Consider the following 20286-nt stretch of genomic DNA (forward strand, 5'->3'; position numbering starts at 1 on the left):
ACTCCCACCAATAATTTTTATCTTCGTTCCTTACTATTTATTGTCGTTTTTACGAAAGTCAGATAGTTCCTCAAAATCCTTCAATTCAAAAACAAAAGCCTTATTAATTGCCTAGTCACGTTAAAAATATACTCTTAGCCCAGTTTTCAGAAATCTCATTCTCTTTTAGGACCAACTCCTGCCATTGTCCTGCGTAATATATCCCTTCCTTCTTAGCTGAATTTTTAACCCGTTTACTGATATTAGTTGGAAGCAAAGCTTCTACTTCATTCCAAATAGCTTTGGAACAACCTTCTTTCGTAAGAATTCTTTTTTCAGTGAATGTGAATACTCCGGACCCACTACGAGAATTGTCAAAAGATAATTCCTTAGTTGGTAAATACAACATATTTGTCTTTTGCTTAGCACGTTCAGGATGAGCATGTGGATGCCATTGATATTTTTTTTGTAACGTATCTTGTTCCGAGATAAGTTCACCAACTTGCAAATAACCATACAAAATGTGTAGATCTGGGGCACCTTTTACATATCGCAATGTGCCTTCACATGGATTGCCTTCCGTTTGTTTAAACCACCCGAAAAAGAGAAAAAGATCTCCAATTCCAACATTTTGATTCCTTAGATAGCTCTGAGATTGATTAATTTGTCCAAATCCTGCAATCCAATCTTGAGGTAAATTTAGATGTGCTTCTGGTCTAATATCTGGATCCAGATGGCAATTCCAATCTCTTATTTTTAAATCTTTTGGCTTTAACTGTGTTAAGATATCTGAATATGCTACCCCTTCATATTGTAAATCTTGATACGTTAGTTGATCGATTTTTGCAGGAATTGGAAAAGACAAAAGAGTACCATCGGGTAAAATTGGATTAGGCACGCCACCTGCCTTACTGTCAAATCCCTTTCGTGATAAGATAACTTTCATTTAGTTCTCTCCTTTTATATACATCGGATGATAGGGTAAATCTACAACTTCATTTTTTTCTCCCAACAATTCTGTGATGTAATTCATAAGTTCTTTTGTATCTTCTGGTCTTTCATTAGAATTATAAAAACCATTTTTTGTATTCCACCTTGGAAATGGTTTACCTGCTAACCTTGATCGACTTCCCATTGGAAAAAAGTCTAAAATGTTTTTTGGCAACTCTAAAGGTGACTTACCAAAATACTTAAATCTTTCCGAAATGATAATCGGATCATTCATAGTTTTTGGATTCCACCATTCATGATCGATACAATAATTATAAGTGTAGGCATCCCGACGATTGATTGAACTGTCTGATTTTAAATAATTCCTTATTGAATCAACTTTAGATATTTTTGCAACAAATACTAAATGATTGTACTTTGGAGAAATAAATAAACCTTGTTCATCTCTCCATTTACCACCATCATGTGAATGCCCTGCAACTGCCATAACATAAGCATCCACTTCTCCATAATTTATTCTATCTGCCCAATTTTTTCTCAAATTTCTACGTAGTTGTAACATACAACCTCCTTCAGTCAACAACTCAGGTGTTGCCTCATACTTTTCCGTAAAAACGCAAGGATTAATACCATAATCATGCGTCATTCGATAACAATAGATTATAGTCTGCTTGTCCATATTCATCCCTCCTAAACATCTACTTTATGACCACTATCTTTTCTTTTCAACACTAGCATTTGGAATATTTTTTGCATAAAATTCAGCTGATTGTTTATCATAGAACCCTTGTGCAATCATATTACCAAACTGATCAACAACAATCCATTCTTGCATGTTAATAGTCTCCTTTCAATTGAGAACATTTTGATTTACATATCATTGATTTTTTGAAACGATACTTGTTGTTGATCCCCATTGTAACCGTTCCTGTAATTTGCTAGAAACTTCCAGGCTATTTGGGGCAACAGTTGAAGAAATAATAAACTGTTTCTTGTTTGCTTCGATCAGCTTTGCTAGCTGTTCTTCAAGAACATCATCTTTAGGCATTTGATTCAAATCATCAATTAAGATATGGTCAAATTCGGAATATGTAAGATTTTCTACCAAATGATAGGTTAAATTTTCTGCTGATAACAAAATTACCTGATTTTGTTCAGATAGCAGTGCATTGTTTGTAGCATTTAGCAAATGAGATTTCCCAACTCCCTCTTCGCCGTAAATATAGACTGGATTGTAGCGTTTTTTGTCCTTGACAACAGCTTTTAATGCAGCAATAGACCAAGCATTTCCATCATTGACCGAAAAAATTCTCAAACGTCTGATTCTTGTTAAGTAGTTTCATCTTTCATACCTCTTTTTTCTTGATAAGTTTATTATAAAAGATTCCGTAGACAATATTTGTCCACCTATTTCTATTTGTCATAATTTTGTTGCATTTTTTTGAGAAAATTCTTCATGTCGTCCACTAAAATAGCAGGTGAAAGCACTGTCAAAGCATCTGCTTGACTTAGCAGCCAGCGTTTCAACCCTGGAGTGTCTTGACTAATAAATTCAACGATAACTCCGTTGGGAGTATGTTCAATGATCCTGGCTGTTGGAAATTGATCCGTTACAATGGTAGGATCAAAAGAAAATAGAACTCTAATCGTCAACTCTCGTCCCATAAATGGATCAACACGTTTGTTCCGTACTTCGCCATCACGAAACTTCCTCCCATAAGATATCTGCGGTTTCTTTTCTTTTGATACTTTCCAATCTATAATTCTATCTAGTTTTAAGGTCATATATGACTCGAAAGCCAAATTATATGCTACAACATAAAAGTAATGTACATCATAGTATAAGGATACAGGAAGAATCGTATGTTGTTTTTCGGTATTATAAGGTGACTGATACCGAATATCTAGAACCAACTCTTTACGTATCATTTCCGACCATTCCCAAATTTTATCAATCCGATTTTGAGTATCAGACAATGGTGCATAATGTAGTAACTCACTCGCAATAATTTGATAAACCTCTTTTTGTTCCTCTTTAGAGGTTAAAACCAACAAACTATCGATCAGAGACTTATTTTCGTCTTTGTTCAAAGAACGGTTCTCTAACAAAATCTTTGATATAACCAAAATATCCTTTTTATTAAATAAGGATTTGCCTTTTAGATAACGGGTATGATATTTTGCATCATAGACAAGTTCCGCTGCAACTATTGGCTGCGATTCCAAGAAGTTCCCTAAAAGAGAGAAATCTCTCTGTATTGTTTTTTCACTAACTCCAAACTCATCGGCTAACTGTAACTTAGAAAGATGAGCACCTGATTGCAAACGTAGAAAAATCGTTAGTAAGCGTTCTTGATCGTTCATATTTACCTCAATTCTAAAAAAATTATAACATCTCTAACAGTTTATATTCAAGCATTCCACCTTTTCTAGATTGATAGTTCCGTTAAAAATATCATTTCAGTATCTACCAAATCCAATTACTGGAATTGAGATTTGACTATTTGTTTCAAAACTTTCCAGAGCATTCACAATATCCTCTAGTGTCACTAGACTCAAAATCTCTAGATTTGATAAATGACTATCCTCCATATTGATAACCCTCTGCGCCTGGCAAACAATAATATGGTCAACAAGTTTTCGGACATAGCGAGCATTCCCAAAATGACTATCGGGTTTTAGCTCTGAAAAGTGATGGCAGAGTTTGTTCTTACAGTCATCCGTCAAATGATATTGTTTTCTCGAAATCATTAGTTCGAAGATAGCAAAGAGTTCGTCAGAAGAGTAGTCTTCGAATATGATTTCCTGAGAAACCCTAGAAGATAGACCTGGGTTTATATCAAGAAACTCCTTCATCAAATCCTCGTAGCCCGCAAAAATAACTAAGACCTCATCTCTCCGATTTTCCATCTCCTGAATAATTGTCGCAATAGCTTCATGTCCATAATCTTTTTCGTGCCTAGGAATTAAACTGTAGGCTTCATCAATAAAAAGAACACCACCTTTAGCTTTATCAAATACGTTTTTAACTTTGGGAGCAGTACTACCAATATACTCTCCAATTAGATCCGCACGGCCTACTTCAACCAATTTATCTTCTTGAATGATCTTGTTATTATACAAAATCTTTGTATAAAGTCTTGCAACTTCTGTCTTTCCTGTACCAGGATTTCCAGAAAAAACAAGATGATGGTTACTAGTTTCGTTAATAACTCCATGCTGTTTTCTAAGATAGTTGACTTTATTGAAAGCTATTTGCTGAGACAATAAATTTTTGACTGCTTTCAATCCTATCAATTCTCGCAAAGTATCTTCTGGCGTCTTCTTGAGTCCAATCTGACTTTCAGGAGTGATTAAAAAGTTTTCTAAATGCATCTCCTTATCATCAGAGGGATCAAACCCACTTTGGACAGCGAACTCAATAATCTCTTGAACTAATTGTCGAATATCTCTTGCATTGTTTATACTCGACTTTTTGGATATCACATTTCTAAAATCATCATCGTTAACGCGAATCATTTTCTTTGCTAGCATCATCCTACCAATAGATGCTAGCTCTTCTTGCTGGTAATCTGGGAAAGGGACAATTGAAATCCTATAGGCTGTTTCTGACAGCTCTTTTTCAATTGACTTCGCCTCCTCAAAATTATTAGTCATAAAAATAGCTAATGTGTGCCCTTCATGTTGACGAAGACTTTCAAAAAATTCGATTTTTGGCCTTGCTCTTGCCGAGAAATAATCGTAAACCACAGGAAAATCTTCAGTTGTTATTTTAGGAAGGAAAAACTCTTTACAGTTCGCGACAACTGCTCGCAAGCCAAATAAAGATTCCAAGAATTGGATGGCAAATTTTCGCCCTGAACCTTGTTCACCTGTAAAAATATAAAAATGCCTTTGCTTCTCGAGACTATTTATTTTATCTTGGAATGATACATAGGCGACGAGTTCTTTTATTGCATTTTTAAAATCTGTTAAACCAATAATACTATTTAATTCCTCTAACTTTTCAGCGTTAGGTATCATCATTGAATACTGTGTATCATTACGACTATTGAGTAAAAATTTGATCAGGTCAGCACGATGACTTTTCTCGAGCTTTTTTAAAAAATCAGTTTCCGTCAACTTATCAAACTTATCTAGATAAACCTTTTTCTCAAAAACACTTCTAAATTTTTCAATCATTTCTCTCTTACTGTAATCATCTTGCGTAATTAGATAATATGTTTCACCCTCCTTCATAAGTAGCCAGCGATGAGCTTTCACAAAATCTTCTGTTTGTAGTTTTAAAAATTCATCAGGATTTTCTAACTCAACCTCAAAATATTTCATTTTACATTCCCTCATTTCATTTATTGATAAATTGAGTTTACAAAAAAGAGTGGACAATTTTTGTCTACTCTTGACCTTTAAAATAGTTTTTTTTTTTTAAAACGATTTGAAGTTGCCTAAATTATTACTTATTCGGTAAAATGCAGTATTGCTTTCAACAGATTTCCTTCAACTACACTTCACTTGATTCAAACAACAAGGTGGGGACGTTTCTATTCCCACAAACTCCTTGTCAATGGAAACAAACACATACCCACAGGGTTAATGGAAATAGATTTTGATAATTTCTTGCTATCACTTCTACTCACTCCAAAAAATTACTCACTCTGATACTTCCCAACCCCAAAGTTCAATCCTTGCAATCAAGGCTTTTCACTAACCCTTTCATTCAAGGGTTTCTAGGCTTTCACCAGCAAACCAACTACCTCAACGTGATGCGTCTGTGGGAGTAAAATAGTCCAGTGGACTGTTTTAGCCTTGTGCCTTAAAATACAAAGGCACAAGGGGCTATCAATCTGCGGATTTCTCTAACAGTCCGACAACTTCGCAATGTGCTGAGAGCTTTCTTCTATACTAATAGACGAAAGGGGCTTAAAGTGATTTTAAGATTATACTGTGGAACGGAATTTATTTATTGAAGCAATTAAAGTACATTTTTCATCATACCACTCTATGCCAAAATTTGTTAATTAAAGCGACTCGATATAGCATACAAAACTATCTCATTTAGTTTTTCTGTATGCTCTTTATTAGAAATAGAACGATATGCTTCATAATTATTGAAACTACAGAAATAATCTATAAATTTATAAAATAAAATTGCAGTATCAAAATAGATGCCAACTTGAGTAGTCCAATATACAGACTGGTATTTTCTCAGCAAACCACCAATTTTTTTATAGCATTCAAATCCTTCTTTTCTTACATCAAACCACTTTTCATCAATATAGGTCAAGTTTAAAATACTAGCTGTACTAATATCTAAATCAAGATTTCTTATTATTCTTCCAATAAAATTTGATAGAAAGTCAGCTATCCTAATCCCAACATGATGTTCCGATTCTTCTCTATGTATTTCAGAAAAGCAAAACCTCTCTCTTGCTACAGTATACATACCATCCGTTCTGCTACTTTTCCCATCTAAAATTAATACAATATTTTTATCTAATAAACGAAGTTCTGATAATAGATTATCAAGACCATCAAAAGACCAATTATAATCCCAATTGTAACTATTATAACTAGTAACTACAAAAGAGGATTCCCCTAGAATTTCCTTGAAAAATTTTGCAGTCTTTACCTCATGAGATAAATGAGGAAGATCCCCTTCCTCTCTAATGATTTTATCTAATATTGCATCTATCTCAGAAACTATGGCACTGCTATCTACATCCTCAACAAAAAATAGTTCAATTAACTTACCTGTTCGATGACGATCAATAATTTTTATTAAAGAGTATTTAAACTTATATAGGAAATCATTTCCATAGGAATCTCTGATTCTTGAAAAGATTTGCTTAAAAGTATTGGATAAAAGAAATTCTAATTTGTTGGTTGTAGATATTTGGAGATGTATATCATGCTCCATTAAAAGGTTGAACAAATAATTGTAAAAGTTTATATACCTCAAATCCATAGAGGCAATTCCAAATTCAAAATTTTTAGCTTTAATAGAGTCCCCTTTAAATTCAATTTGGTTACTTATCCCTAGGAACCTCTTATTGTCATTTTCCCATGTTAAGTACGATTCTTTTACATAAGTGTATGTTTCACTAGAGAAACCCAGAAATACATTAATAAAATACGGAGAAGCACTAAGCTGTTCAAAGTTTAGCTCACCTCTTTTCAATGTAACCTTTAAATCATGAAATGATTCATCTTGAAAAAAATAGTGTAACATCTACTTACCTCATCATTATTATTATTAAATCCTAACCCTATAAAAAAGTAAAATCTTTTGATATTCTTCTATTTCATATTTTACCACAAAAACGCAAAAAAGGCTGTAACCACAATGGCATCCCACTGTCGTCACAGCCTTTCATCTACTCTATAAATCTACCTCAGTTCCTTCCAGGAAACAAACGGTTATTTCGCCATCAAGTCCTATCGTGATATGGTCTAGCACTCGGCACATATCTGAGGGGTTGAAGTCTGTCTGCTCCTGCCTAAGCAGGTCACTCAATGCCATGCTGTAGTGCTTGTCAAGCAGTCGATTCTCTGCCAAGATTTTCTCCCACTTGCCATCAAGCAAATCAATGTTCTCGCTCAGTAGCTCTAATGCCTTTAGGAAAATCTGCTCGAGTGTCGCCTCATCCAAATGGCTACTGTAACACCCTTCCACTCCCTTGATGCGATAGCGGTTGTTACATTGCCACACCTTACGTTTGCCTCGGCTGGTTGCCCAATTCTTTCGTCCAAAGGCTGACCCGCAGGCTCCGCAGAACACCTTGGTGGTAAATGGGTTGTCCTCACTCTGCATGATATAGGACTTGAGCTGATGTTCTTCTCGGTAGGTTTTACGCCTGGCGATTTCTAATTGAACTGTCTCCCAATTCTCCTCATCAATAATACCCTCATGGCTATCTTCCACATAGTATTGGTTGACTTGACCATCATTTTGAACTCGTTTCTTTGTCAAAAAATCAACTGTGAAGGTCTTTTGTAGTAAGGCGTCCCCCTTGTACTTCTCATTCTGAAGCATTTTGAGGATTGCTCCTGGACACCAGTTTGCCTTGCCTGACCACCCCTTAACGCCTTCCTTGTTGAAATACCTTGCTATAAATTCTGGACTATACCCGTCAAGGTACATGTCATAAATGTCTTTTACCACCTGGGCTTGTTCTGGGTTGATGATGAGCTTACCCTCTTCATCCTTGTCGTAACCCATGAACTTGGTCGCATTGACTTGTACTTCTCCTCGCTCGAACCGTTTTCGAATACCCCAAGTCGCATTCTCTGAAATGGAGCGTGACTCATCCTGTGCTAAGGAGGACAAAATGGTAAGAAGCACTTCGCCCTTGGCATCCAAGCTATCGATGTTCTCCTTTTCAAAAGTCACCCCAATCCCAAGCTCCTTGAGTTCACGGACATACTTGATACAGTCCAAGGTGTTTCTCGCAAATCGAGAAATAGACTTGACTAGGATGCGGTCAATTTTACCTTCCCTACAGTCGGCTATCATGCGGTTGAACCCCTCACGCTTCTTAGTATTGTTTCCTGAAATCCCCTCGTCGGTATAAATGTCTACCAAGTCATAATCGTCATGCTGGGCGATATAATCTTGGTAATGTCGCACCTGGTTCTCATAACTTGATAGCTGTTCGTCTTGGTCGGTGGACACTCGACAGTAGGCAGCTACCCTCAACTTGGGGGCGAGTTGGTGTGTTGTCTCCACCTGCACCTTCTTGGCAGGTATAAGTGTAATCTGCTTTGCCACGGTCGTTCTCCTTCTTTTTGATGGTGTATTGTTTTGTTAAGTCCAGTTTCCAACTATCCAATAAGGACTCTTTGATTTTTATACCTTCGCAGGTTGACTTCCCCTGTTTAAGATAAGTCGCACACATCCAAGTGGGGGTGCGATAGGGAAGCTGTCGGCGTAGGCTTTTCTTACAGTAAGGGCAGAAGAGCTTTCCTGTATAGGGATAGCGTTTGGCATAAACCGCTGGGTTTGTTGTCCCATTTCGCCTCTGTCGGCACTCCTGGGCTTGTTGCCACAATTCTTTGGAAACAATAGCTGGGTGGTGGTCCTCCATATAATAGCTATCCACATGTCCTTGATTCAGTTGCGTTTGGTGACCAAGTGATGGGGTATAGAATTTTTGAAAGTGCCAATCCCCTTTATACTTTTCGTTACTTAATACATTTCGGATGGTGCTTTCGTGCCACTGACGATTGGTTACCGTCGGCACCTGATTCGCATTCAGCTCTTTGGCAATACGATTTGCCCCTTTGCCTGAAATATAAGCTTCAAAAATACCCCTGACAATCTCAGCTTCTTCTTGGTTGATAACCAACTGCCCATCTACGACATCATAGCCCAAGAACCGCTTGGCGTTTATATGGAATTCACCTCGTTGGAACTTCCTCTGATAGCCCCATCTCACGTTAAAACTGTGGCTGGTTAACTCCTCCTCCGCATAGGAGGCTAACACTGTTAACATGACCTCTCCTTCTGAAGAGAGGGTATGGATGTTTTGCTCTTCGAAGAAGATGTCTACTCCCAAGAGTTTCAACTCACGGCTGACACTCAGAATGGTTTCCGTATTTCGTGCAAATCGACTGATGGACTTGGTATGAATACCGTCAATCCGACCTTGCCGACAAAGCTCCAACATCCGTTGAAATTCTGGTCGAGCTGTTTTCTTACCTGAAATCCCCCTATCCATAAACACACCAATAAAATCGACATCGCTTCTATCCTTGTAGTGATTGTGATAGTAGGCAATTTGGTTCTCAAACGACGCCAGCTGTTCTTCTTCCATACTCGATACTCGAATATAAGCACAAACCCTTAATCGCTTCGGTTTCCTTGTTTTAGATTCAATTTTTCGAACCGTCATCTGTTTTCCTCCTACCACTATATATCACTCTAAAGCCTTTATTTATCAAGTCATAAGGGCTTAAATATAAGTAAAAAGATGCCGTTTTTGAGCTATTCAAACGGCATCTTTATGTCAAAAATAAGGTGCGATTAAACCAACTTCAAGACCTGCCCTACCTTGATACGGTTAGGGTCAGGAATGCTGTTGATGCGAGCGAGTTCTTGATAGGTGGTCTTAAAACGCTTGGCAATGCTTGATAAAGTGTCCCCTTTTTGAACGGTATAGGTCTGTTCACTATGGCCAAGAGTTGAAGGAGCCAAGTCCTGCTCTAAGACCCAAGAATTGATACCTTCTAACAGGTAAGCGTACTTGCTATTGGATTGGTTGACTTCTTTGACCCGAATAATCCTATAGCTCTTCCCCTTCACAAAGGATTTGATGGGATGACCCGTCTGATAATGCGTCGCATGCTTCTCCACCCGAACGCTATCCCCAAGGTGATAGCGAAAACTAGACTGGGAAGCTGAACTGGCAGTACTGGGAAAGGCAGACACCTGACCCGTGATAGCCTGTACGAACTCCTTGGCCAGAACCCGCTTGTGTGCCTCGTAAATGGCCATGTCCGCATGGTTATCGATAAAAGCAATCTCTACCAAGCGGTAGTTGTAGCCTTTGCTAGCGGCAACGTTGGCATTATAAAGCCATTCCACCTTCTTAATGCCTCGGTTAGTGAAGCGACTAGAAAGAGCTGCTAAAAGTTTCTGGTCCAGACTATCTGGTTGATAGCCTGCATAAATCAAAATCTCCGTCCCACGAGCCTGACCATTAAAGGCATTGAAATGAAGCTCTGTAATGGAGTCATAACCCTTACCAATACTACCTAGACTACGATAATCATAGACATTCTGGTCTGTGATATAGTCAATCTGATTACCTGAATAGACCGCCATCAACTGAGCGAACTCACGAACCTTATCCGCTTCTGTAATCCCTAATGAGCGATTAACCGCCCCTGGATCATAACCGCTTGGACCTTTGCCATGCCCACAAATCACTAAATGTTTACCCATCTTCTGTTCTCCTTTTACTGTCTCTTGTTGGAGGGATTTATCCCATTCATAAAGTTGGTGTTCTTGAATCAAAGCAATGAGCTTTACTGCATAGTTGGGGTCTGTCGCATAACCTGCGGCTTGTAAAGCCAAACAAGCCTTGCGATAGGATTTTTCTCCAATAACTGCCGCATAGTTCCTGCGTCGCCAGTCGGTTGAGGAGAAAAAGACCGCATGGTCTATAATGGATGCCTCCCAAGAATCATATTTCCGAAAGCTAGCGACTTCTATTCCCATTTTCCCCTGACGGAACTCTTGAGTGGGGAGGCGAACCACCTTGCCTGTCCAATCCCCACTAGCCTTAATACCAAAGAGGTTATGATTAGGGGATTGGGCAAGCGCTGACTGTCCCCAGCCACTTTCTAAAACGGCTTGTGCCGCTGACACAGAAGGCAAAATCCCATGTTGCCAACCTGCCAAACACCCTTCCTTGATGCGTTCTAAAAATGTCACTGCTCTTCCTCCTCTTGAAATTGTTTCAGAATCAGTTTCAACTGCCTTGGAATAGGCAATCCAATCCGTACCGCATTCTCTAAAATGGATAGACCCTCATTACTCAAATAAAAGAAAATGATGGCTGTTCGAATACTAGTTCCTGTTTGAATTAGGCGAGTATCAATGATATGCCCGACTGCCACCAAGAAAAAGAGGACAATCTTCTTAAAGATGCCTCTAAAGCCAATCCGACTGGAGAGCTTCTTCTCGACGATAGCCGCCATAAGTCCAGTCAGGTAGTCGATGCTCACAAATACGACCAAGGCAAAGAGTACACCGTCAACCTTGCCAAAAACCTGACCAATAAGGCCACCAATCGTGGAAAATAAAAGTTGATTCACTGTCATCACTGTTTTCATGTCCTACCTCACTTCTACTGCTGTATCTGGATGTTCCCAAATCGGCTCACCGTTTTCTGTAAAACGCATCAGATAGAAACACTTCTCATTCAAAAGCGAAATGTCCAACTGTGGGACTGCTCCTTGCCACTGGGTACTGGTTTTCATGGTCTCAATTGATACCCATTGTCGTCGGCCTTCTACCCAAACGGGGCGTTGTTCTGTGACCTTATAAAAGTAAAAATCAAGGTCTCCCTTGATGCAACGAATGAACTCCCCATAAGTGTTCATATAAGATAAGGCTGTCGCCAAATCAAAAGGCTCAATGACCTGAGCCTGCTCAAAACTATCCTGAATGGTTTCTTTAGTCATCTGTTTTTCCTCCTGTCTGTGGTTGGGTTGCCCCTTCAAGTAAGGCTTCCAGCTCCGCAATCTGTGCACTGAGTGCCTGATTAGCTTCTTGACTTTCTGCCAATTGAATGGCTAGAAGTTGCTTAGTCGTCAATTCATCTGCCAACTTGGTGCTGAGTTCTGTAATGGTCAAGCGAAGAGCTTGAATCAAGTCTTGGTCGGTCATATCGTTCTCCTTATAAATCTTTCATGTGATTGTTGTATTCGTTAATAACGGCTCGTCGCATATCCATGTTATTGGGGTCCCAGCCGATATTATTCCAATGAATCCAGCACCGTGCCAGTGCTCTGACTGCTCCGACAAGATAGTTCATATCGATCATGCTGCCGATAGTGGTGGGTGTAAACTTAAAGCCTCGTCCAAGGGAAAAATCATCTTTCAAGATGATGCTGTCGCCATAGACCTCTGCCTGGTCAACGGTAGCCGCATGGGCTGTTCCTCTAGCCCCACGGAAGAACCTCGCCCCACAAAAACGTCCTGATGAGGCAGAGTTTATCCCATCGCCTGACGAGGTCACTCCAATCGAGGCATAGAGGCTCCCAACCCCTCCATCGCTGGAAGAGCTGACATCATTGAAATGAACAAAAGCGGTATGCGTGCCTTTTCGTCTCACTAAGGCATTATTAGCTGAGTTAAAGGTCACTGTCGCATCATTATTAAAGGTGATGTTAGCTTGATTAAGATTGATACTCATGGCATTGTTTAAGGCAGTCAAGATACCTCCTGAAACCTTGTTGGCTGAGAGGGTAACGGACTGAACCTGAGTAATAAAGGCGTTCTTGGCAAAAAGTTGCTTCAAATAAGCTTCGTTAGCCATGAGCTTATTGAAGAAAGCCTGATCGACTTTTAGCTTATCGGCTGTAACGGCCTCTGCCGCAAGAATAATAGAGGTGATGGATCCAGCCGTAATTTTCCCGCCATGAAGGCTTTCTATCATGGCATTCTTTATCACCCCATTATCAATCAGCGTCTGGCCATTCAAGTGAATCAAGCGACCTTGAATTTTTACCCCACCTGTATTGACATTCAGCTGACTCAGTACTGTCCCACTATTAGTCAGATACTTAACTGCCCAAGAATCTGCCAATTGTTGAACCTTGGTGGTCGCAGTAGTTAGGGGATTTTTGACCTCTGTTTGAAAGAGGGAACTGGTCATGACTTGGCGAGACATATTGGTCGTCACATCTCCTTCCGTTCGCCCCAAAACTCGCTCGTACAATTGAGCTGTCTCTTTCACTTGATTAAAATCCGCTGCTAGTGTTAGGTCACTCGGATGCGGTGACCAATAAGTGGGTTCAAGGTCACTTTCAACTACCAGATACCAGTCCACATCAGCTGTGCCACTGCGGTCTCCGCCACTTGGAAACCAATAAGAGGAAATCAAAAAGACACCTGCTGAACGAGGCATCACTTTTAAACTCTTGGTTTCATAAACCGTACTTGTAAACTCCAAACGATAGCTCTCGCTCCAGTTAGACGTGTAGAGGAAGATGGCTGTTTTCTTGTCGCTCGTGCCACCTGTCTTTTTAGCACGAGCAGTAAAATAGTAAGTCTTTCCTGCTTCCAGAGAGACCTGCCTTGTCCCAAAACCATAGTTGCTGGAGGATTCATTAATCCTAGAATTTAAAACCAGATTAACCGAACTGGTCTTGGTCGGGATTAGACTCCTCGTCTCAATCAAGCCCCGTTCAATCGATTGAGCGGTTTCTCGCTTGTAATTGTCAAAGGTAGTCGTTGGGACATAACCAGAAAGAGCACTCGATGTCAGATAACCTCGTCCTGTGATATTGCTGTCAACTTGAGCCTTAGTTTGATAACCTTTCCCATTCACTAAGCTCTCTACCTGACTACTGGTCAAACGTTGACTAATCAAACCTGCTTGATGGGTAATACTCGTTTCTGCGGTACTTAGTCGTCCGGTAAGGCTACTCATTTCAGCCTTGGTCGCAAGAAGTTTTATCCCTTCCTTGGTCTGGTCATAGCTGGTCTTAAGACTGGTTAACCCGCCATCAACCGTTCGAACTTGACCCGATAATTCTGCCAAGTTTCGACTAATGGTCTGTTGGTAAGTCGCCATCTCCGTTTTGATGTCCACCTCGGATGGTGACCAGTCCTTGTTATGATGCCCCTGATAGACAGCTGGGGAGTTTATCTCCACCCACCTCTCCTGATTCGAGGGGTTACTGTCCAAACTGCCTAACACCACGGTTGGTGTATCGTAACACCCTTGCTTAAAAGTGTAGCGAATCCAGTAGCGCAACCATCCATCTGTTATCGGAAAAGTGACCAGTCCATCACCAGACTCACTCTGATGGCCTGTGGAAGTTTCTGCTAGTTTGATGATGTTGCGATTATCTAACAGCTGGCATCTGATAACTTGACCACGAGTAGAAGCCTTGGCATAAAATGAGACTATCAGCTCCTTATCTCCGTAAAGAGCAATGGTAGTCGCACGCCTGTAGCCCTCTATAATAGTGGTACTGTTGGCAGGCTGAAACACCTGCTTTACCGCTCGACCAAACATGGTGGATAACGTTCCGCTTGAGTTTCTTTTTGGATTTTGGTCACTCATCTTTTCCGTATCAGACAAGAGGTTTCGATCACCCACCCAGATATTTTTAAGACTCAGTTTCGTGCCACTCAAGTCTTGTTCCAAGGTCTGAACCTGTTGGCTCAACCCTGCTTTTGTACGCTCCAGTTGAGTGACTGTTGTTCTCAATCCGCCAGCATCCGTTTGAAGTTGAGTCACTTCCCTCACAAGACCAGTCAATTGGTTCCCCTTAGCCAAAAGGTCACGTTTGGCATCATCAAGGCTTCTATTCAAAACAGAGACGCTCTCCTTCGTTGCCAAACTCACCAGTTGTCTCGCCAATTCCTGCCTAACGCTATCAGCCGCCTCCTTGGCAGCTGTCGCAAGTGAAGTGGAAACGCCGACTTGTTGGAGGAGGTGATTGGTTTTGGTCTCTGATGCCACGACTTGTCGAGATAAGTCTTGTGCTTGATTGTCCACCTTTTGGATAGCCTGCTGGACTTCTGCTTGAACCACCTCTGCCTTGGCTTTAGCTTGCTCAATACCTTCTTCCAGTTCTTGTTTTCCTTGTTCAAAAGCAACTTCAAAGGCTCGATTGGCATTATCAACGGCTTCCTTGATGGCTAGTTCTTGAGCAGTATCTGCTGCACTAAGAACCTCTTTCGCAAAGCTGGAAAGCGGACTGGACAGCGATGAACCACCGACAGAAGCCTTATCGTCAAACGTCAATGAGATATATGCCTTAGTTAAGGCATTATACTCATAGCCAATCGCCTGTTTAGACAAATCAATCTGATGCTTACGGCTTTTCAGTCGAACCCAATCTCCCAAATGAACCACTTGCCCATCAAGCTCGTAAGCCTCAATAGTAATGGCATCTCTCGGTTTATCAATGTTCTCATGCCTAAACTTTGCCTCACCCCATTGTCTAAGCTCATCCAGAGTCTTGAGGGTGTTATTCTCAAACTCTGCTTCTTGGATATAGGGATAGTGGTTAATAAGAGGGCTATCCAATGTTAGAGACAGAACACGGTCATCTTCTCCCTCTTTGATAGTTGAGCGCAGGTGAATCCGAGTAATGACCGATTGACTCCCTTGTTTTCGCTCATATCGCTTCAAATTCTTATGCGTTGAAATAACGACACCTCGGTCTTCCCCTCGCCTAGCCTTAATGGCTAATGAAAAGTTATCCCGAACCAACTCCCCTTCCCAAGTACCGACAATGGAGTGCTTGCCATCTAGTAAAACCGAATAGAGGGTCTCGGCCTTATCCGTTTGAAAGGTATGGAGACTTGCGATATCACTAGACAAGGAAAATGGGGCGAGAGAGGATTTACTTTTGATAACCACTTGACTCAGAGCTATCTGACAACCGACTTGATGAAGAGCGAGCGGTTTGATAGACCGTCGCATGATATCATCGGTGATATGATAAGCCACAACCTCTACCGCATCATCTCCTTCTACCACCTCTCGAATCCGAAAGAGTTGTTGCCCCAATAAGGGAGCTGGGGACTTGATAAGCTTGTCTGTTTCAAGCAACTGATAGACCTTGGTGTCTGTCAAAGGATAAGACATGGTCAGTTTGAAATCACCATTTAGGGTTTCAGATACCACAGCTGAACTCGCTTCATGTAAAGGCAGACCATTCCACCTACTGGTTCGACTCATTTTATCCAAAAGAAATAACATCAAGCCCACCCCCAGACCGTTTCAACCACCAAGGATGAAATCCCAGTTCCCAAAACAACGCCAACCGCATTCCCTTGACTGGGATCAAGGGTGATAAAATCCCCTGACCACTGGACAGCTTGTCCCCTACTGGTTAAAAAGGACGGTTGTTGTGGATTGTTTTCCATAATCAAGGTCTCATTAAGTCGAGACAAACCGATAACCTGGTCGCCAACTGTAAAGCGTGTCTCTCCGCTTGAAGAACCGCTTACTGTAATCTTGGGAAAAGCAAGTGCAGATCCTTGTAATCGTAAGGTCCCATTGCTAGTAAAGATCTGTCTATCCACAGTCTTGAAATACTTGGTGGGGTGACAAACAAAGGTCACAGACACCACCATCACGCCAAGTTTATCCTTCTGACTAGAAACAGCCTCTACTCGGTAACACCAGAGCTTGGTGGTTTTCACCTGTTCTCGCTCCAGCCAAAAACCTTCTTTTGAAAACAGGCTGAGGAACTGATACAGTTGTGCCTCTGTGGGTTTCACCAAATATAGGGTATAGGCTAACCTCATCAGGCCTCGTTGGCGATTGCTTTGAATCAGCGCTCCACTAATCCCATCATGTTCCAAGAGCTTGGTTTTAGAATCACTAACTACATAGGTGGGACCTTCTTCAACCAGAACCTTAAAAGGAAAACTACTGGTTGAAACTCCGTCAACGGTTAAAGCATTGTGTCTAATCATGCGTATCCTCCTCTCAATCCTTTCTCTCGTTCGAGGGCTTGGCTAAGTCGTCTTGCGACCTCATCTGCCAAGCGGACAATATCAGCTTCTTCTCGCACCACAGTATCGCTAATGCTTACTGAGATAGTAATCGGTGTTTGATCCATAGTTTCCGCAATGCCTCGACCAATCTCACCCAAGGTCGAACGGTTAAGTGGCAAGACGGCCTCACGACCTGCTTCGCCACCAACCATGAGTTGATTCCCATTCATCCCAAAAGCAGTTGGCTTAGTCAAAATCCCTCCCTTGGCATACCAAGCCACAGAGATACTTGGCAAGCCGCCTTTTAACCAGTCCAGAGGATTTGCGGAACCTGAAATACTAAAATGAGGAAGCGGAATATGGGGCCATTGGAATTTGAAGTTAAAGAGGTTCTTGATGGCATTGATGGCAGACGATACTGCTTCTTTTGCCCCATTGATGGCATTGGAAATGGAAGACTTGATGCCCTCCCAAATAGAAGATACCGTTCCTGCAATACCTGATAAGATACCGCTAATGGTTAATGATATGCCCTGCCAAGCATTGGACACTAGGTTTGAAATAATAGACATCACCGCACTCATACCTGCCTGTATAGCTGACCAGGTTGTTGAGATGTATTGAGAAATAGCTGAAAGGATGGTCTGGACAATAGACTGGATTGCCAGCCAAACGGTTTCAAATACACCCTTAATGGTTTCCCAAGCTCCAGACCAGTCACCAGTAATAACCTGCATGATGGCCTTAATGATGCCAAGAATGACCGTGATGGCTGTTTCCACATAGGTCTTCATCACCTCCCAAGCTGTCGTGATGATGAGTTGGATATTAGACCAAGTGGCTTCTAAAAACGGTCCAAGGACTGTCATGACCGATTCAATAATGGTCTGAATGGCTCCCCAAACAATTTGGACACTCTCTTGAATCAGGGCTTGGTTTTCCTGCCACCAGGTCACCAACTGCCCCCAAATGGTCATTATGAAGCTAGAAATGGCTGTGATAACCTGACTAATAGTGTCAGAAATGACCTGCCAAGCCAACATGACACCATCTCGAAATCCCTCATTGGTCTGCCAGAGGGTCACAAAAATGGCGATAAGCGCTATAATTGCTGCGACGACTCCCAAAACCGGGGCAATGATTGGCGCAAAACTGGCAGCTAAACCAGATAGAAGAGGCAATAAGGTCTGCACCCCAACCACCACACCGAGAATAATAGGCAAAAGCGTGCCAATAACGGCAACAATACTACCAATCACGACAACTGCAGTTTTGATTGGAGGTGATAGACCTGCAAACCAAGTAACTACATCACGTAAGAGACTTGCTAGAAGTTCAAAAACTGGGGCAAGAACTTCTGCGATGATACCGCCAATTTCTGCCATCGCCTCAAGCGCTAAATTTTGAGCGACTGTAAAGCGGTCAATCGGATCTAACGTTGCTTCATAGGTCTGACCGACAACTCCTGCGGAGTTCTTTGCGGTTTCAGATAATTTCTCAAAACTAAACGTCCCTCGTTTGATGGCATCCACCATACGAGGGGCAGCTTTCGCCCCAAAAATCTCTGAAGCAATGGTCAAGCTTTCTGTCTCACTCGTTGACGACTGGATTTGTGCAATGGTCCCCCTCAAGCCCTCTTCTAGGGTCTTCCCGTCCTTAGCATAAGCAACTGCTGCCTTAGATAAAGAAGAGAGAGCGGCCGAGGAATCAACCCCTGCTTGCTCAAACTGACCAATCAGAGTTACGCCTTCCCCAAACTCAAGCCCTAATGCCTTAATTTGAGGAGCACCATCAATGGTCTTGGTCATCAAATCTTGAACAGAAACACCCGTTGCTTGAGCCACATAGGTCACACTATCCAAAACATCACTCAACCAATCAACCGATAAACCATAGGCTTCAAGAGCCTGCTTGGACTGAATGGTACTTTGTGTCACATCCGATCCGTTGATTTCTGAAAACTTAATCAAGTCTTCAGCCGTCATCTGAAGGCTATCTCCCATCAGCCCAAATTGAGTATTAACCTCACCAACTGCCTGTCCAGCGACTTCAAAGGAAGTCGGCAAGGTCGTCGCAATGGTAGAGGCAATGCCTGTCATCTCTTCAAGTGCCTGACCTGTTGCTCCAGTCTTGGTGACAATGATATCCATCCCTTCATCAATCTGACGAAAGGCCTCTAAACCTTGTTGTCCAAAATCAATGAGCTTTTGCGACAGCTCACCGAGTCGATCGGAGAACTCAAGAAGTAAATCCGCCTTTAACAAAGCATTGGTCTCATTCAATCCATCCTTTGCGGAATGGCTGGATTGCCCCAGCTCCTCCATTTCACCTTGTAGGTTTTGATAGGCAGTCTTTGTCTCATTTAGGGTCTTTTCTAGCTTATTAGCTTCGACAGAGTTTTCACCATAGGCCTGCTTAGTAAGATCTAGTTGCTGGTCTAGGTTCTTTATCTGACGTTCCAGTAGATCACATTGAGAAGCAACCTTCTTCTCAGCTAAGGCCAGTTTTTCTGATTCGCTAGCGTTCTTTCCCAGTTGACTCTCTTGGAGCTTAAACGAAGATACCAGCTTTTCACTTTCAGATGCCAGTTGCTTTTGTTCGTCCTGAAGCCCTGATAATTTGGTCTTAGCTGTTTGTGTGCTATCACCATGGCTGGTCATGGCCTTTGTGACACTTGCTAGTTGACCCTCATAGGTCTTTAGAACGCTTTGAGTGACCTCAAGCTCTCGCTTAAAGGCACGGTATTGGTCTGCCCCAATCTCACCATTTTGAAATTGGCGTTCCACCTGAGCTTGGGCCTGACGAAGAATCTCCAGCTTCTCTTTGGTTGCTGTGACCTGCTTTTGAAGAACCTCCTGTTTCTGAGTCAGAAGAGTCACATTGCCAGTATCAAATTTGAGAGCCTTATCAATAGCCTTTAATTCCTTCGAGGCTTCTTGAGATTCCTTGGTTACTCCACGTAAGGCCTTCTGTAAGGGTTGGGTATCGCCACCAATCTCAATGGTGATTCCCTTAATTTTTCCTGCCATGACTTTCCTCCTTCCTCAAGTTCTCCTAAAAGCTATCAAAGTCAGCTTGGGTCGCTTGCCTTGTCGTCCTTTGTTCCTGTGTCCGAAGAAGAACATAGTCTGTCTGATAGTCGAGTGCTATGCCAAGAGAGAGGT

General features: G+C 41.5%; 16 protein-coding genes and 1 pseudogene. All 17 read right to left on the reverse strand.

Annotated features, from left to right (window positions below):
- Window positions 1–115: 115 nt before the first annotated feature.
- Window positions 116–925, reverse strand: coding sequence for an Nmad3 family putative nucleotide modification protein (locus tag A3GW_RS0109125; RefSeq protein ID WP_018368984.1), 810 nt, complete (start codon window positions 923–925; stop codon window positions 116–118).
- Window positions 926–1609, reverse strand: coding sequence for a hypothetical protein (locus A3GW_RS0109130; RefSeq protein WP_018368985.1), 684 nt, complete (start codon window positions 1607–1609; stop codon window positions 926–928).
- 33 nt (window positions 1610–1642) lie between these two features.
- The gene (locus A3GW_RS12135; protein WP_018365282.1) at window positions 1643–1765 is read right to left on the reverse strand and encodes a hypothetical protein; all 123 of its coding nucleotides are present in this window, start codon (window positions 1763–1765) and stop codon (window positions 1643–1645) included.
- A 42-nt stretch (window positions 1766–1807) separates the two neighbouring features.
- Window positions 1808–2245: a DnaA ATPase domain-containing protein gene (locus A3GW_RS0109140; RefSeq protein ID WP_018368986.1), complete on the reverse strand. Its 438-nt coding sequence runs from the start codon at window positions 2243–2245 to the stop codon at window positions 1808–1810.
- Window positions 2246–2343: 98 nt separating this feature from the next.
- A complete protein-coding gene (locus tag A3GW_RS0109145; protein ID WP_018368987.1) occupies window positions 2344–3294 on the reverse strand; it encodes a helix-turn-helix transcriptional regulator in 951 nt (316 codons plus the stop codon).
- A 96-nt stretch (window positions 3295–3390) separates the two neighbouring features.
- Window positions 3391–5169 (reverse strand): AAA family ATPase, encoded by a 1779-nt coding sequence (locus A3GW_RS12175; protein ID WP_336884520.1) that lies wholly within the window; start codon window positions 5167–5169, stop codon window positions 3391–3393.
- A pseudogene (locus A3GW_RS12080) lies at window positions 5164–5259 on the reverse strand (DNA recombinase); the annotation flags it as partial. The pseudogene A3GW_RS12080 and the gene A3GW_RS12175, both read right to left, overlap by 6 nt.
- A 685-nt stretch (window positions 5260–5944) precedes the next feature.
- Window positions 5945–7159 (reverse strand): DUF3800 domain-containing protein, encoded by a 1215-nt coding sequence (locus tag A3GW_RS0109155; RefSeq protein WP_018368989.1) that lies wholly within the window; start codon window positions 7157–7159, stop codon window positions 5945–5947.
- 150 nt (window positions 7160–7309) lie between these two features.
- Window positions 7310–8662: a recombinase family protein gene (locus tag A3GW_RS0109160; RefSeq protein WP_083907141.1), complete on the reverse strand. Its 1353-nt coding sequence runs from the start codon at window positions 8660–8662 to the stop codon at window positions 7310–7312.
- Window positions 8565–9821: a recombinase family protein gene (locus A3GW_RS12085; protein ID WP_026216682.1), complete on the reverse strand. Its 1257-nt coding sequence runs from the start codon at window positions 9819–9821 to the stop codon at window positions 8565–8567. The genes A3GW_RS0109160 and A3GW_RS12085 overlap by 98 nt, the downstream gene beginning before the upstream one ends.
- 131 nt (window positions 9822–9952) lie before the next feature.
- On the reverse strand, window positions 9953–11365 hold the full coding sequence (locus tag A3GW_RS12245; protein WP_018368992.1) for a glucosaminidase domain-containing protein: 1413 nt from the start codon (window positions 11363–11365) through the stop codon (window positions 9953–9955).
- Entirely contained in the window at window positions 11362–11766 is a 405-nt protein-coding gene (locus A3GW_RS0109180; protein WP_018368993.1) for a phage holin family protein, read from the reverse strand. The genes A3GW_RS12245 and A3GW_RS0109180 overlap by 4 nt, the downstream gene beginning before the upstream one ends.
- Before the next feature lie 3 nt (window positions 11767–11769).
- Window positions 11770–12117, reverse strand: a complete 348-nt coding sequence (locus A3GW_RS0109185) for a hypothetical protein (RefSeq protein ID WP_018368994.1) — start codon at window positions 12115–12117, stop codon at window positions 11770–11772.
- A complete protein-coding gene (locus A3GW_RS0109190) occupies window positions 12110–12322 on the reverse strand; it encodes a hypothetical protein (protein ID WP_018368995.1) in 213 nt (70 codons plus the stop codon). The genes A3GW_RS0109185 and A3GW_RS0109190 overlap by 8 nt, the downstream gene beginning before the upstream one ends.
- A gap of 10 nt (window positions 12323–12332) precedes the next feature.
- Complete coding sequence (locus A3GW_RS11290) at window positions 12333–16379, reverse strand: phage tail spike protein (RefSeq protein ID WP_018368996.1); 4047 nt, start codon at window positions 16377–16379, stop codon at window positions 12333–12335.
- Complete coding sequence (locus A3GW_RS0109200) at window positions 16379–17101, reverse strand: hypothetical protein (RefSeq protein WP_018368997.1); 723 nt, start codon at window positions 17099–17101, stop codon at window positions 16379–16381. Before A3GW_RS0109200 ends, A3GW_RS11290 begins: the two co-directional genes overlap by 1 nt.
- Window positions 17098–20151 (reverse strand): phage tail tape measure protein, encoded by a 3054-nt coding sequence (locus A3GW_RS0109205; RefSeq protein WP_018368998.1) that lies wholly within the window; start codon window positions 20149–20151, stop codon window positions 17098–17100. Before A3GW_RS0109205 ends, A3GW_RS0109200 begins: the two co-directional genes overlap by 4 nt.
- Between the last annotated feature and the right edge of the window lie 135 nt (window positions 20152–20286).

The sequence above is a fragment of the Streptococcus entericus DSM 14446 genome (assembly GCF_000380025.1).
GTDB classification, from domain to species: Bacteria; Bacillota; Bacilli; order Lactobacillales; family Streptococcaceae; genus Streptococcus; species Streptococcus entericus.

What these genes read in the sequence shown, in the direction of transcription:
- A3GW_RS12085 (WP_026216682.1), bottom strand. Translation starts at nt 9,821, where the DNA reads ATGACGGTTCGAAAAATTGAATCTAAAACAAGGAAACCGAAGCGATTA.
- A3GW_RS12135 (WP_018365282.1), bottom strand. Translation starts at nt 1,765, where the DNA reads ATGCAAGAATGGATTGTTGTTGATCAGTTTGGTAATATGATTGCACAA.
- A3GW_RS0109200 (WP_018368997.1), bottom strand. Translation starts at nt 17,101, where the DNA reads ATGATTAGACACAATGCTTTAACCGTTGACGGAGTTTCAACCAGTAGT.
- A3GW_RS0109180 (WP_018368993.1), bottom strand. Translation starts at nt 11,766, where the DNA reads ATGAAAACAGTGATGACAGTGAATCAACTTTTATTTTCCACGATTGGT.
- A3GW_RS0109185 (WP_018368994.1), bottom strand. Translation starts at nt 12,117, where the DNA reads ATGACTAAAGAAACCATTCAGGATAGTTTTGAGCAGGCTCAGGTCATT.
- A3GW_RS0109190 (WP_018368995.1), bottom strand. Translation starts at nt 12,322, where the DNA reads ATGACCGACCAAGACTTGATTCAAGCTCTTCGCTTGACCATTACAGAA.
- A3GW_RS11290 (WP_018368996.1), bottom strand. Translation starts at nt 16,379, where the DNA reads ATGTTATTTCTTTTGGATAAAATGAGTCGAACCAGTAGGTGGAATGGT.
- A3GW_RS0109145 (WP_018368987.1), bottom strand. Translation starts at nt 3,294, where the DNA reads ATGAACGATCAAGAACGCTTACTAACGATTTTTCTACGTTTGCAATCA.
- A3GW_RS0109125 (WP_018368984.1), bottom strand. Translation starts at nt 925, where the DNA reads ATGAAAGTTATCTTATCACGAAAGGGATTTGACAGTAAGGCAGGTGGC.
- A3GW_RS0109130 (WP_018368985.1), bottom strand. Translation starts at nt 1,609, where the DNA reads ATGGACAAGCAGACTATAATCTATTGTTATCGAATGACGCATGATTAT.
- A3GW_RS0109155 (WP_018368989.1), bottom strand. Translation starts at nt 7,159, where the DNA reads ATGTTACACTATTTTTTTCAAGATGAATCATTTCATGATTTAAAGGTT.
- A3GW_RS0109205 (WP_018368998.1), bottom strand. Translation starts at nt 20,151, where the DNA reads ATGGCAGGAAAAATTAAGGGAATCACCATTGAGATTGGTGGCGATACC.
- A3GW_RS12175 (WP_336884520.1), bottom strand. Translation starts at nt 5,169, where the DNA reads ATGAAGGAGGGTGAAACATATTATCTAATTACGCAAGATGATTACAGT.